The following is a 14713-nucleotide window of genomic DNA, read 5'->3' on the forward strand; positions in this document are numbered from 1 at the left end:
ATGATCCGAAAGGGAGGAGAAGACCGATGGTGGACGCGACCGAGAAGCGGTTGTCCGATATCGAGGCGGTGCCGATCCGTCCCGCGAGCCAGGCCGACGCAAAGGTCGCTCTTTCCGTTCTCAAGGACATGGCAAAGGGGCGCGAGCCGATCGCGAAGCTTTTGGCCTCCGATGCGCCGCTCAAGCACTTTATCCTTGCCGCATTCGCGCTCTCGCCGTTTCTGCGCGATACGGCCGCCAGCAGCCCTGCCACCCTCGAGGCGCTGCTTGGCGAGAGCCTGCCGGGGTTTTTGCAAAGCCGGATCGACGCCGCGCGAAGGGCCTGGCAGGGCGAGGCGGCAGGCAAGGCGCTGCCGGACGCGGAGATCATGTCGCGGCTGCGGCGGGCAAGGCGCGAGGTCGCCTTTGCCGTCGCGCTTGCCGATCTCTCGCGGCTGTTCAATGGCCGTGAAACGACACGATGGCTGAGCGACTTCGCCGGTGCGGCGGTATCGGCCGCGATCGATCACCTGCTGCTCGGCGCGGATGAGAGCGGCAAGTTCGTCCTTCCGGATCCCGCCGCGCCGAGCGTCGCCTCGGGGGTCGTGGTGCTCGGCATGGGCAAGCTCGGCGCCTGCGAGCTCAACTATTCCTCCGACATCGACCTCGTGATCTTTTATGATCCGCAGGCCGGCATCCTCGTCAGTCGCGACGAGGCGACGGAGATCTTCGCGCGGCTCTTGCGGAGGCTGATCCGCGTCCTGCAGGAGCGGACCGGCGATGGCTACGTGTTTCGCACGGACCTGCGCCTCAGGCCCGATCCTGGTTCGACGCCGCTCGCGATCCCCGTCGAGGCGGCCATGCTCTATTATGAAAGCAGAGGGCAGAACTGGGAGCGGGCGGCGTTCATCAAGGCGCGGCCGATCGCCGGCGACCTCTCGGCCGGCGAACGCTTCCTCAAGGAGCTGACGCCCTTCGTCTTCCGGAAATACCTGGATTACGCGGCGATTGCCGACATTCACTCGATCAAACGGCAGATCCACGCCCACAAGGGCCACGGCGAAATTGCCGTGAAGGGGCACAATGTCAAACTCGGCCGCGGCGGCATCCGCGAGATCGAGTTTTTCGTGCAAACGCAGCAGTTGATTGCCGGCGGGCGGACACCCGCCCTTCGGTTGCGCGAAACCGAGGCAATGCTGCATGTGCTCGCCGAGGCCGGCTGGATCGACCGTTCGACGGCGCACGAACTGGTGGACGCCTATTGGTTCCTTCGCGACGTCGAGCACCGCATCCAGATGGTGCATGACGAGCAGACCCACCTTGTGCCCGAGACCGAGGCGGAGCTGAAGCGAATTGCCTGCATGCTCGGCTTCGAAGATACGGCGTCCTTCTCCAGAGAGTTTTCGCGCGTGCTGCGGACGGTCGAACGACGCTATGCGCAGCTTTTCGAACAGGAGGCAAAGCTCTCGACCGAGACCGGAAATCTGGTATTCACAGGCCAGCAGGATGACCCCGACACACTCGAAACGCTGAAGAGGCTGGGGTACCAGCGTCCCTCCGACATAGCCCGCATCATCCGCACCTGGCATTACGGGCGCTATCGGGCGACGCAGTCCGTCGAGGCGCGCGAACGCTTGACGGAATTGACGCCGGAGCTCCTGCGCGTATTCGGTGAGAGCCGGCGCGCCGACGAGGCTTTGCTGCGCTTCGACCAGTTTCTTTCCGGCCTGCCGGCCGGCATCCAGCTCTTCTCGCTGCTCGGCAACAATCCGGGACTGTTGTCGCTGATCGTCAATATCATGTCCTCGGCGCCGCGCCTGGCGGATATCATCGCTGCCAGGCCGCATGTTTTCGACGGCATGCTGGACCCGGGCCTGCTCGCCGAACTGCCGACGAAGGATTATCTGGCGCCGCGGATCGCCAGTTTCGTCGCCGGCGCGCACCATTATGAAGAGGTGCTGGACCGACTGCGCATCATCGCCGCCGAGCAACGCTTCCTGATCGGCATCCGGTTGCTGACCGGCTCGATCTCCGGCCTGCAGGCGGGAAGGGCCTTCACCGATCTCGCCGACCTGATCATTGCAGCTGCGCTGGATGCGGTTCTGGAAGAGATCCGCTCGGTGCACGGCCGCTTCCCGGGCGGTCGCGTTGCGGTCGTCGGCATGGGAAAGCTGGGCAGTCACGAACTGACGGCCGGTTCCGATGTCGACCTCATCCTGCTCTACGATTACGACAGCGATGCCCACCAATCCGACGGCGCCAAGCCGCTCGACCCGACACGCTATTTTACGCGCGTGACGCAGAGGCTGATCGCCGCGCTTTCCGCCCCGACCGCCGAGGGCATCCTCTACAATGTCGACATGCGGCTCAGGCCGTCGGGCAATAAGGGACCGGTCGCGACACGCATCACCGCCTTTGCCAAATATCAGCGTGAGGAGGCCTGGACCTGGGAACACCTGGCGCTGACGCGCGCTCGATGCATCTGCGGCGACGAAAGCCTTGTCAGTGAAGCGGAAGCGATCTTCGCCGAGGTCCTGTCGCAAAAGCGCGATATCGCCAAGATCCGCAAGGAAGTCGAGGAGATGCGCAATCTCATCGACAAGGAGAAGCCGCCGAACGACATCTGGGACTTCAAGCTCATCCCCGGCGGCCTCGTCGATATCGAGTTCATTGCACAATATCTGACGCTCGTGGCGCCAACGAAAGGCGAGGCGCCGCCGCCTGCCGGAACCCAAACGCTGGAGGCGCTGAAGAGGCTCGGCGCCACGCTGATGGATGCAAACGATCTCGACACGGCAGTCGAGGCGCTCGCGCTGTTTACGGAGGTCTCGCAGGTCGTCCGGCTCTGTCTCGACGGCGATTTCGATCCGAAGGAAGCGCCGGCAGGTCTCGTCGATCTCGTTTGTCGGGCCGGCGATTATCCGGACCTGAAGCACCTCGAGGCTGACATACGCCGCTTCTCCAAGGCGGTTCGCGGCATCTTCCACTCGGTTCTCGCGGCCTGACTCACGCGAGGTCTGGAATTCGCACCGAGATGATCGTGCCGACGCTCTCGGCGGAATGGATTTTCATCCGGCCCCCATGGAGCCGCGTGAGCGATCGGGAGATGGCAAGGCCCAATCCGGATCCGCCCTTGCTCTTGGCGTACTGGCTCTGCACCTGCTCGAAGGGATGGCCGATCTTCTGCAGCGCGTGCCGGGGAATGCCGATGCCGGAATCGGCGATCGTCAGCGTCACTGCGCCGCGAACCTTGCGGGCCCTGAGCGAAATGCGTCCACCTTCATTGGTGAATTTGACCGCGTTCGACAGCAGGTTGAGCAGCACCTGTTTCATGGCGCGGCGATCGGCGAACATCGTCAGGCCCGAGGAGATCTCCTGGACGACGCGGATATTCTTCTGCTCGGCCGGTATCGTGGTGAAGCGAAGCGTTTCCTCGATCAGCGGCGCAAGATCGATCCTCTCGCGCGTGATGCGCATGTGACCGGCCTCGATCTTCGACATATCGAGTATGTCGTTGATGACGTTGAGCAGGTGCTTGCCGCTCTCGTGGATGTCACGCGAGTACTCGTCGTATTTCTCCGACCCGAGCGGCCCGAACATCTGGTTCTGCAGGATCTCGGAAAAGCCGAGAATGGCGTTGAGCGGCGTGCGCAACTCATGCGACATGTTGGCGAGGAATTCCGACTTGGCCCGGTTTGCCGCCTCCGCCCGGTCCTTTTCCGCCTGGTAATTGGCGTTGGCGACGGAAAGCTCGGCCTTCTGCCGTTCGAGCGTGATGCGCGAGGCCGAAAGGTCGCCGATCGTCGCCATCAGCCGCCGCTCGGATTCGCGCAACCGCACCTGATGCCGCTTGAGCAGCGTGATATCGGTGCCGACCGAGACGAGGCCGCCGTCGCGCGTGCGGCGTTCGTTGATCTGCAGCCAGCGCTCGTCGGCGAGTTGCACCTCGCTCGTCTGCGAGTGATTGCTGCGGTCCGGATCGGCGACGCGTCGCTCGACGACGGGCCTGGCCGCCGCGGCATGGACGACCGCCCGTTCGGTCCCCGGCACGAGGACGTGGTCCGGCAGCTGATAGGCCTCCTGGTAATGGGTGTTGCACATTACCAGCCGGTCGTGCTTGTCCCACAGCACGAAAGCTTCCGAGGTGCACTCGATCGCATCCGTCAGACGCTGGTCCGCTTCCGCGTAGCGCTGGGCGAGCCGGTGCTGCTCGGTCACGTCCATGGCGATGCCGATCAGGTGCGTGCGCCCGGAAACCGTGCGGATGACCTGGGCGCGCGCCCGAAGCCAAACGTAATGGCCGTCGGCGTGGCGCATGCGGAACACCTGGTCGATCTGACGCTCGCTGCCTTTGGCGATCGCCCGCGCCACCCGGTAGATGCCGCGGTCCTCCGGGTGCATGAGCCGCGCCGCATCGCCGAACGACAACACGCTGCTGTCGCCCGGCATGCCGAGCATCTCGTACATGGAGCGAGACCAGAACAGGCGCCGATTGGCGAGGTCGAAATCCCAGAGCCCGCAGCGGCCGCGCGACAATGCGGTCTCGACGCGCAGGTTCGATTCCGCGAAGACGGAATCGGCGTCCCGCGCGCGTTTTGCCTGGATATAATAGGCGTAGAGCACGACGAGCAGGATTGCCGAGATGCCGGCAAACAGCGTGACATTGAGCGAGACATCGTCGCGCCAGGCGGCTTCGAACTGGGCGACCGGCGTTGCCGCCAGCACGACGCCCGCGGAAGCCGGGACCTGCATCAGCGCCACCAGGTGTTCGACGCCGTCGATTGTCGCCCTCATCGCGCCGGCGCCTTCGCCGTAATACTGCAGCGAGGCCATGTCCGGGGCGATCGAGGTGAGCGTGCGTCCGATGAAATGTGCCCCGGCATGGGTGCTCGCGAATATGCGGCCGTCCCGGCGAACCGTCAGCAGGAACATGCCGGTGTCGAGGAGCTCGGCGGGCAGGTATTCAGCGAGCCGGCGTTCGGTCTCCCAGCGCTGCCCATCGACGAAGAGCTCCGGGCCATCTGCCTGGAAAGCCGCCGTTGCGGCGGTTGCCGCCAGGCTGACGGTCCGGCGCGAACTGGCTTCCATTCGGGCGTGCTCGTCCATGATCCCCGACATACGGGATATCGCCACGATGAGCAGGAAGGCGATGATGAGGACGGGAATTGCGCGCTTGAGAACGGGTTCGGCCCGCGCAAGCCTGCGCGATGCCGGCTCGGCAAAGAGCCTCGCCTTGTCGATGAGCTCCCGTTCCAGGCCGAGAAAGCCTGGGAACTTGAGTCGCAACCGCCCGTCGGCTGCGCTTCCCCGTCGCGCGTCCGCTATCTTTCCCAATTTCTGCCGTCCTCGAGAGCGTCCCGCATTTGAATGCGAAAGGAACGCTGTGATCTCTCAATCCGAAACGTCATCGGAAATCGGGACGCTTCGGTGATTCGGTGCGCCGCTCGCCCGAACCTGACTCAATGAATCACAGGGCGATTCGCCTTGTCCAGAGGCAGGGGTAAAGATTTATTAACCAATTTTCATCGTTGGAAAGTTGTAGCTCCTTGCCGCCGAGTCGAGCGCGCGGCGAAATTACGCCGCGCTTCCATCGTTCAGCATTCGATCGACGATGTCGCTGGCATCGGCGGAGAGGCTGGCACTACCGGCGATTTGCTTGAGGGCATTCAGGGCGTGGTTGGCCCTCACCTGCTCCAGCGACCGCCAGGAGCGCATCGATGTCAGAATCCGTGCCGCAAGTTGCGGATTGCGGGGATCGATATCGAGGATCTGCTGCGCCAGGAAGCGGTAGCCTTCGCCATCCGCCCGGTTGAAGCCCGTCGGGTTGGAGAAGGCGAAGGCGCCGACGAGAGAGCGTACGCGATTAGGGTTGTTGGCGTTGAAGAGCGGATCGGACATCAGCGCCTTGACCCGGTCGAGGGTCGAGGCGCCGGGGATTGTCGCCTGGATGGCGAACCATTTGTCGATCACCAGCGCATTGTCTGCGAAGCGTTTCTTGAACGTCGCCAATGCATCGAGCGCCTCATCCGCGTCCGGAAAGCGGTGGGCGAGCAGTGTCAGCGCCTGACTGAGATCGGTCATGTTGTTGGCGGAACGGAAGGCGCTTACCGCTTTCTCCGGCCGATCGTCCCCATAGACGAGATAGGAGAGGGCGGCGTTGCGCAGCGCCCGCCGGCCGGCGCTCGCAGCATCGGGCCGGAACGGACCGGACAACGTCATCTCCCCGAGCAATCGCGTGAAGATACCCTTCCCGGAAGCGGAAACGGCGGAAAGGATCGCCTGGCGGCCCGACTGGATGGCATCCGGGTCGTTGTCGCGGCCGATTTCCCGGGCGATGTCGGCCTCGCTCGGCAACGAGAGGACCTGTGCGCGGAACGCCGGCTCCAGCCGTTCGTCGCCCGCGGCCGCCAGAAGTCCGCCGATAAGGGCGTCGTCGCAGGCGATCGGCTGGCCGTTTCGCGCCTCTCCCGCGGCCTTGGCCAGATTGTCGAGCGCCATGGCGTTCAGCGCCTGCCAGCGGGCGAAGAGATCGGCCTCATGGCGTGCGATGTGCGCGCGGTCTTCCGCGCTTTGTTCGACGTGCAAGTTGATCGGCGCCGAGAAGCCGCGATTGAAGGAGGGCACCGGCCGGGACGGAATGCCGGCAAAGACGACGGTCTGCTTGCGCTCCGTCAGGTGCACCACGTCTGCCGTGACGTCGGCGCCCGAAACGGCCGCGGGTGTTGCCTCGCTGCCGTCCTCGAGCAGGAGCCCGACACGCAGCGGGATATGCATCGGCTTCTTGGCGCTCTGCCCCGGTGTTGCCGGCACCGTCTGTTCGAGCGACAGGATGTAGTTCTGCTTCGTCGCGTCATAAGATCCGGAAGCGCTGATCAGCGGCGTTCCTGCCTGATGATACCAGAGCGAGAATTGCTTGAGATCGCGCCCGCTCGCGTCCTCGAAGCAAGCGATGAAGTCCTCGATCGTCACCGCCTGGCCGTCATGGCGGTCGAAATAGAGATCCATGCCCTCCTTGAAGAGATCGCGACCAAGAATGGTCGCGATCATCCGCGTCACCTCGGACCCCTTCTCGTAGACGGTCGTCGTGTAGAAGTTGTTGATCTCGCGGTATTTCGTCGGGCGCACCGGATGGGCGAGGGGACCGGCGTCCTCGGGGAACTGTTCGGATTTCAGGTGCCTGACTTCGGCAATGCGCTTGACGGCGCGCGAGCGCATGTCCGCCGAAAACTCATGATCCCGGTAGACCGTAAGCCCTTCCTTCAGGCACAGCTGGAACCAGTCGCGGCAGGTTATGCGGTTGCCCGTCCAGTTGTGGAAATATTCATGGGCGATGATCGCTTCGATATTGGCATAGTCCGTGTCGGTCGCCGTTTCCGGATCGGCGAGAACGTATTTGTCGTTGAAGACGTTGAGCCCCTTGTTCTCCATGGCGCCCATGTTGAAGTCGGAGACGGCGACGATCATGAAGATGTCGAGATCGTATTCGCGGCCGAAGGCCTCTTCGTCCCACTTCATCGAACGTTTGAGCGCGTCCATCGCATAGGCAGCGCGCGGCTCCTTGCCGTGCTCGACATAGATCCTCAGCGCCACCTTGCGGCCTGACGCGGTCGTGAACGTGTCCTCGACCACGCCGAGATCGCCGGCGACCAACGCGAAGAGATAGCTCGGCTTCGGATGCGGATCGAACCAGGCGGCGAAGTGACGGCCGTCACCCATGTCGGCGCCGCCGAGATAGTTGCCGTTCGAAAGGAGAAGGGGGGCGGTCGCCTTGTCGGCGATGATGTTGACCGTATAGACGGCGAGCACGTCGGGCCGGTCGGGGAAATAGGTGATGCGGCGGAAGCCCTCCGCCTCGCATTGCGTGCAATAGACGCTGTTGGTGTAGTAGAGACCCATCAGCTTCGTGTTCGTCTCCGGCGACAGGAGCGTCGTCACGGTGATCTCGAAGGGAGCGGTTTCCGGCAGGCTGCGGATCGTCAGCGTATCGTCCGTCAGATCGTAGAGCGTCGCCGGGATCTCTTCCTGGTCGAGCAGCAGGCCGGCCATGCTCAGCTCGTCGCCGTCAAGAACCAGCGGGGCGGAGGGGTCGACGCCTTCGCGACGGTGGAAGATGAGGCGTGCCTCGACCTTCGTCTCCTTGGGGTCGAGTTCGAAGGTCAGATCCACTCTTTCGAGAACGAAATCGGTCGGCCGGTAGTCTTCCAGATGAATGATCTGGCCAGTATTTGTCCGCATGGTCAGTCCCGCTTGCGCCTTCCGTTCCTAAGGTAGAGGGCGCCTGTGATGGTGAAAAGGCCAAGAGGCGAGATTTTGTGCTTGCAATGCCGTCGACCGCACTTCGGAAGCAAACACGTTCGATTTTTTCCCGCCCCCGTACGGCAGGTTTAACGAAACGGCACTAACAAGAACTAAATCCAACAAGTTTTTTTCGTGATTGCTAAAGCAAGCGAGGAAAGCAACTCGTTCAAGCCATCACGAATATCCCGCACCCATCAAGAAAATTGATCCAACATCCCGCGCCGTGCAGCTAGACTGGCTCCATCCTCCCGCGGCTTGGGCCGCGTCCTTCTTCCCGCGACCGGCTCGCCGGTACCATCTCGAAAATGTCCTCCATGGATGCCGACATTCACAATCCCATGAAGGGGATTCTGCTCAAGGTCCTGTCCGTCATCGTCTTCGTTTGCATGTCCACTTGCATCAAGGCGGCCGGCAGTGACATCGCCACCGGGCAGATCACCTTCTATCGATCGGCCTTCGCCATGGTGCCGATTCTCGGTTTCCTCGCCTGTCGCGGCCAGCTGCGCGACGCCTTCCGGACAAACAATGTCCCGGGGCATGTGCTACGCGGCTTGGTCGGCATTCTGTCGATGAGCTGCGGCTTCTACGGGCTCGTGCATCTGCCGCTTCCGGAGGCGATTGCGATCGGCTACGCGATGCCGCTGCTGGCGGTGGCCTTCGCTGCAGTGTTTCTCGGCGAGATTGTCCGGCTTTACCGCTGGTCTGCGGTGGTCATCGGCCTCGTTGGCGTGCTGATCATCACCTGGCCACGCCTGACACTGTTCGGCGAAGGAGGATTTGGCTCGTCGGAAGCGCTGGGTGCCGTCGCGGTGCTGCTTTCGGCGACGCTCGGAGCGGTCGCGATGGTCCTCGTGCGCAGGCTCGTGCAGACGGAGCGCACGCACACGATCGTTCTCTACTTCTCGCTCTCCGCCGCCGTGTTTTCCCTGGCAACACTTCCCTTCGGCTGGTCGGCGATATCGTGGACGTCCTTCCTGCTCTTGATGCTCGCCGGCTTCTGCGGCGGGGTCGCCCAGATTTTACTGACGGAGAGCTATCGCCACGCCGACATGTCGACGATCGCGCCCTTCGAATATGCCTCTATCGTGCTCGGCATCGCCATCGGCTATTTCCTTTTCGGCAACGTACCGACGGCAGCCATGCTCCTGGGCACCGCGATCGTCGTCGGAGCGGGCATCTTCATCATTTTCCGGGAGCACCGGCTCGGGCTTGAGCGGAAGGGGGCGCGCAAACACGTCACACCGCAGGGCTGACATCGCCTATTGCGCCTGCCTCTGCCAGTCGGAGGGACGGCGTCGACCTTGCCCGGGGCGCAAGGGGTGGATGGTGCAGGGATCAGTTGGGCAGCAGAGGGCTCACCGCGACACGATGCGCGCGGCGAGCATCCGAGATCGTGCTCAGCCTGGTGAACTCGCGCGAGGCACGAACGGCGGTGCCGATATCAGAAATCGTGTCGAGCAGGCTACGGATAGACATGATCGTGATCTCGCTCAGGCGAGCGCCGGGACCGAAGACCGGCGCGGCACCATTTGTTCAGCGTTGAATGAAATCGGCGTAGATCTGGGCCGGGCGGCGCGTGGTGCGCGCGAAGCCGATCGCCGTCATCTGTTCGTTGGCTACGGCGCCGAAGCTATTGTACGGCGTCCGCAGAGCGACACGGGCCTGACGGAGCGTCTCGAAGCTGCTGTGGATCGGGCGAAGGCGGGCAGTCATGGTTCAGTTCCTTAATCCATTCCTCCCGTGCCCTTATATTGCGGCGCAGCATAATATTTGCAACGCATCAAAACGCGGCACTGACCTGCGCAAATCGCATGGCTTTGTTCATATTTCCTTCATCCGTCGGAAAGGCGGGTCAGCCGGTGATCCGGGCCCTGAAGGCGAGGAGATCTTGCCAGGCGAAACGCTTGTTGACCGGCGCGCTGATGAGATCCTGGGGGTGCAACGTCGCCAACCCCTGAACGGGGTGGCCTCCGGCGGAAAGCTCGCGCCATTGCCCCCTCGTCTGATGGATCGTCTCGTTGGTGCCGAAGAAGAAGCGGGCGGTGAAATTGCCGAGTAGGAGCAGGTGCCTGGGCTCGGCGAGGGCAATCTGCCGCTCGATGAAGGGACGGCAGATGTCGGCCTCCCGTCCGCTTGGCACGCGGTTTCCGGGCGGCCGCCAGGGTACGACATTGGCGAGCAGCACATCCGACCTCGACAGGCCGATGCCGAAAAGCATCCGTTCCAGCATATCACCGTGCTTGCCGGCGAAGGGCTGGCCATCCCGGTCATCCTCCGCATAGGGCATCGGACCGACAATCATGACGCCGGAGGCGGTGTTGCCGTCGGCGAATACGAGGTTGCGGGCGCTGTTCCTCAGGTTGCAGCCGGTAAAGGCCTCCATGGCCGTGCGCAATTCGGCGAGCGAGCGCGCGCTTTCGGCAGCGAATCGTGCTTCGCTGATCGCTTGCTCGTCCGGGATCGCCACCGCCGGCGGAACACTTGCCGGCGCGGCAGGAAGAGGGTCCCGGGCCTTGCCGGGGGGCGCCGGCTGGACACGACCGCTCTGCACCTCCGAGGGGCTCGGCGGCCTGACTTGCGGGGCAGCCCGCGCGTCGGCGCGTTTGGCCCTCATCGCCTCGAACTCTGCCAGCCGATCGACGGGCTTGTCCTCAAGCAACCATTCGACGCCCGCCTCCGCATGGAAAGCAAGAAGGGCGGCGAGTTCCGAAGGGGAGAGGTCGTTGGCCGAGATCATGGGCGGAACCTAGAGCCTTTCATGGCCAAATGGAACCATTCTGTTGGCTCCATTAGGTCATATGAAAGGCTCTAGCAGATCGGCGCAAGCGGTCAGCGGCGGGCGGGACACTTACGCAGCGATCGTCCAGGCCGTGATGTCCTCCCGCTCGCCGATGAGCGCAAGCCCGTGGGCGATCGACAGGAGTTCGCCGCCGCTCTCGATCCGCTCCTGGCCGAAGCGGTTGTCGAAAAGCCGACGCACGGCGGGCACGAAGGACGTACCGCCGGTCAGGAAGATTCTGTCGATTTCGGCCGGCGCAGTCGCCGTCGTTGCAAGCACCTCGTCGAGAGCCGCTTCGATACGGGCGAGGTCCGGGGCGATCCACGCCTCGAAATCCTTGCGGCGAACCGTTCGCCGCGAGCGCTCCCCAAGCGGTGCGAAGAAGAATTCGGTTTCCTCCTCCTGCGACAGTCGCATCTTGGTAGCCGAGATCGCCTGATATAGCGGATAGCCTTCGTCATGCTCGATCAGGTCGACGAAGGCCTCCAGTTTCTCCGGTTCGAGGCTGGTGCGCACGAGCTTCTTCAGCTCGGCAAAGTCCTTGAGCGTCTTGAAGATCGACAGCTGGTTCCAGCGGCCGAAGTTGGCGTAGTAGCTCGACGGAACTTCAAGCAGCTTGTCGAAACTCTTGAACAGACTCCCCTTTCCGATCAGCGGCGCGACGATGTTGTCGATGATGCGGAAGTCGAAGTGATCGCCGGCAACGCCGACACCGGAATGCCCGATCGGCGTGGCGACCAACCGCCCGCCGTGGCTTTCGAACCGAATGATCGAGTAGTCCGTCGTCCCGCCGCCAAAGTCGGCGACGAGCACCGTCGCATCGCGCTCGAGCTTGCGGGCGAAGTAGAAGGCGGCCGCAACCGGTTCATAGACGTAATGGATCTCCGGAAAATCGAAACGGGCAAGCGCGCGGCCGTACCGTTCAATCGCCAGCTTCTCGTCCGGACTGGCGCCGGCAAACTGCACCGGACGCCCAACGACAAGTCGCCGCAACGCTCCGTTCCAGTCGTCTCCCGCATAATCTCTGAGGCGGGCCAGAAAGCTGTGCATCAGATCTTCGAACTCATGACGTTTCGCGAAGACGAGGGTGCCTTGAAAAAGCGCGCTTGCGGCAAAGGTCTTGATCGACTGGAGGAAACGGCATTCACCCGGATTGTCGATGAAATCGCGGATCGCCGCCTGGCCTGCTTCGACTTTCAAGGAAGCGGGGCCCTTCATGAAGGAAAGAGCCGTCCGTGTCGTGTCGAACCGGCCGGCGGGGCTTTCCACGTAGAGGGAGCGAGTCGAGGCGCCCTGCGCCAGCGCCAGTACGGAGTTCGTCGTTCCGAAATCAAGGCCGAGGGCCGAAGCCATGATTGTCTCCTTGCGATGTCAAGACGGGGCCGGCCTCCTTGCATGCGGGCGCCGCAAAAAGCAAGCTGAGACAGACTATTCGGTTGCCGTTATTTACGTTTACGTTCACGTAATATATAGGATTGTGCTAAACTCATGAAGTCATGCGCAAATGCAGAGACAGTCTGTCGCATCCCGGCTCGACAAGGTTTGCGGCATTTGTCATGACGGGATGATCTGCCTGGGAACGGAGCCGGCGGAGAACGGCAAGACTGGAGAACGCGATAATGACCGAGGCGATGGAACTGCCCGAACGCGAGAGCATGGAATTCGACGTGGTGATCGTCGGGGCGGGTCCGGCGGGGCTTGCCGCGGCAATTCGGCTGAAGCAGGTCAATCCGGAGCTGTCGGTCGTTGTGCTGGAAAAGGGGGCGGAGGTCGGCGCGCACATCCTCTCCGGCGCCGTCGTCGATCCGATCGGCATCGACCGGCTGCTGCCCGGCTGGCGCGACGAGCCCGATCATCCGTTCAAGACCGAAGTCACCGACGACCATTTCCTCTTCCTTGGCCCGGCCGGCTCGATCCGCCTGCCGAATTTCCTGATGCCGCCGCTGATGAACAATCACGGCAACTACGTCGTATCGCTTGGGCTCGTCTGTCGCTGGCTGGCGACGCATGCCGAGGCGCTCGGCGTCGAGATCTATCCGGGCTTTGCCGCAACCGAAGTGCTCTACAACGACGAGGGCGCTGTGATCGGCGTTGCCACCGGCGACATGGGCATCGAGCGCAACGGAGAGCCGGGGCCGAACTTCGCCCGCGGCATGGCGCTTCTCGGCAAGTACACGCTGATCGGCGAGGGCGTGCGCGGCTCGCTCGCCAAACAATTGATCGCCAGATTCAAGCTCGACGAAGGCCGCGACGTGCCGAAATTCGGCATCGGCCTCAAGGAGCTCTGGGAGGTGAAGCCGGAGAACCATAAGCCGGGTCTCGTGCAGCATTCCTTCGGCTGGCCGCTCGACATGAAGACCGGCGGCGGCTCCTTCCTCTATCACCTCGAAGACAATCTCGTCGCCGTCGGTTTCGTCGTCCATTTGAATTACAAGAACCCCTATCTCCATCCCTTCGAGGAGTTCCAGCGCTTCAAGACGCACCCGGCGATCCGTGGCACCTTCGAGGGGGGAAAAAGGCTCTCCTACGGGGCCCGCGCCATCACCGAGGGCGGCTACCAGTCGGTGCCGAAGCTCTCCTTCCCCGGCGGCGCGCTAATCGGCTGTTCGGCCGGCTTCGTCAACGTGCCGCGCATCAAGGGCAGCCACAATGCGGTGCTGTCGGGCATTCTCGCGGCGGAGAAGCTGGCGGCGGCGATCGCTAGCGGCCGCGCCAATGACGAGCCGATCGAGATCGAGCGCGGCTGGCGCGACAGCGCCATCGGCCAGGACCTGAAGAAGGTGAGGAACGTCAAGCCGCTGTGGTCGCGCTTCGGCACGGCAGTCGGGGTCGCGCTCGGCGGCCTCGACATGTGGACCAACACGCTGTTCGGCTTCTCCGTCTTCGGCACGCTGAAGCACGGCAAGAGCGACGCCCAAGCGCTGGAGCCGGCGGCCAAGCACCAGAAGATCGACTACCCGAAGCCGGACGGCGTGCTGACCTTCGACCGGCTCTCCTCGGTGTTCCTGTCGAACACCAATCACGAGGAAGACCAGCCGATCCACCTGCAGGTCAGGGACTGGGAGCTGCAGAAGCGCTCCGAATACGACGTCTATGCCGGTCCCTCGTCGCGCTACTGTCCGGCCGGCGTCTACGAATGGGTGGAGAAGGACGGCCAGCCGGTCTTCGTCATCAACGCGCAGAACTGCGTCCACTGCAAGACCTGCGACATCAAGGACCCGAACCAGAACATCAACTGGGTGCCGCCACAGGGGGGCGAAGGCCCGGTTTATCCGAACATGTGACGCTCGGGGGCGCCGGGCCGCACGGACTCCCGAAAGCGAAGTGCGGGGAAGGCCCCGTCTATTCGAACATGTAGTGCTCGGCAGGCTGCACGGACCTTATCAATGGCCAAGGTGCGCATCCGAGGAGGGATTCTCGGAGCACCTGACCGCGTTCCCCATGCCCCTGCTGCAGATGAAATTTGCAGCCAGTCCTTCAATTGCTCATCTTCGTGAAAAAAGACAATGAGCGCGATCGCTGACGCAAATGGGCAAGCCTTTGCCCGCGAGACTCGATAGCAGTAACATGAACCATCGATCGGGAGTTTGGGTCGATGGCGACAAAGGCCGTTCGATCCGGTCCTGATCCAATCACTGTCCGCTGCCGCGGTGAGGC

9 protein-coding genes are annotated in these 14713 nt (G+C 63.1%); 3 read left to right on the plus strand and 6 right to left on the minus strand.

Annotated elements, in window-relative coordinates; translation table 11 throughout:
* Positions 1–26 precede the first annotated feature (26 nt).
* Positions 27–2984: a bifunctional [glutamine synthetase] adenylyltransferase/[glutamine synthetase]-adenylyl-L-tyrosine phosphorylase gene (locus USDA257_RS03700; RefSeq protein WP_014761541.1), complete on the plus strand. Its 2958-nt coding sequence runs from the start codon at positions 27–29 to the stop codon at positions 2982–2984.
* A 1-nt stretch (position 2985) separates the two neighbouring features.
* Here USDA257_RS03700 and USDA257_RS03705 read toward each other — a convergent pair whose 3' ends face one another.
* Positions 2986–5313 (minus strand): PAS domain-containing sensor histidine kinase, encoded by a 2328-nt coding sequence (locus tag USDA257_RS03705; protein WP_014761542.1) that lies wholly within the window; start codon positions 5311–5313, stop codon positions 2986–2988.
* Between the two features lie 240 nt (positions 5314–5553).
* Entirely contained in the window at positions 5554–8214 is a 2661-nt protein-coding gene (gene pepN, locus USDA257_RS03710; protein WP_014761543.1) for an aminopeptidase N, read from the minus strand.
* Positions 8215–8591: 377 nt separating this feature from the next.
* Here pepN and USDA257_RS03715 point away from each other — a divergent pair, with 377 nt between their 5' ends.
* Positions 8592–9530 carry a DMT family transporter gene (locus USDA257_RS03715; RefSeq protein ID WP_041413893.1) on the plus strand — a complete coding sequence of 313 codons (939 nt, stop codon included), beginning with the start codon at positions 8592–8594 and terminating at the stop codon, positions 9528–9530.
* 82 nt (positions 9531–9612) lie between these two features.
* On the opposite strand, the gene USDA257_RS37010 is transcribed toward USDA257_RS03715, so the two are convergent.
* The 4 genes from USDA257_RS37010 to USDA257_RS03730 all read right to left on the minus strand — a co-directional run bounded on the left by USDA257_RS37010 (position 9613) and on the right by USDA257_RS03730 (position 12409).
* Positions 9613–9753, minus strand: a complete 141-nt coding sequence (locus USDA257_RS37010; RefSeq protein WP_014761545.1) for a hypothetical protein — start codon at positions 9751–9753, stop codon at positions 9613–9615.
* A 57-nt stretch (positions 9754–9810) separates the two neighbouring features.
* Positions 9811–9990, minus strand: a complete 180-nt coding sequence (locus USDA257_RS03720) for a hypothetical protein (RefSeq protein WP_014761546.1) — start codon at positions 9988–9990, stop codon at positions 9811–9813.
* Positions 9991–10129: 139 nt separating this feature from the next.
* Positions 10130–11014 (minus strand): uracil-DNA glycosylase, encoded by an 885-nt coding sequence (locus tag USDA257_RS03725; RefSeq protein WP_014761547.1) that lies wholly within the window; start codon positions 11012–11014, stop codon positions 10130–10132.
* Between the two features lie 111 nt (positions 11015–11125).
* Positions 11126–12409, minus strand: a complete 1284-nt coding sequence (locus USDA257_RS03730) for an Hsp70 family protein (RefSeq protein ID WP_014761548.1) — start codon at positions 12407–12409, stop codon at positions 11126–11128.
* Between the two features lie 266 nt (positions 12410–12675).
* Between USDA257_RS03730 and USDA257_RS03735 the strand changes: the two genes are divergently transcribed.
* A complete protein-coding gene (locus tag USDA257_RS03735) occupies positions 12676–14340 on the plus strand; it encodes an electron transfer flavoprotein-ubiquinone oxidoreductase (RefSeq protein WP_014761549.1) in 1665 nt (554 codons plus the stop codon).
* The last annotated feature ends 373 nt before the right edge of the window (positions 14341–14713 follow it).

The sequence above is a fragment of the Sinorhizobium fredii USDA 257 genome (genome assembly GCF_000265205.3).
Classification (GTDB): domain Bacteria; phylum Pseudomonadota; class Alphaproteobacteria; order Rhizobiales; family Rhizobiaceae; genus Sinorhizobium; species Sinorhizobium fredii_B.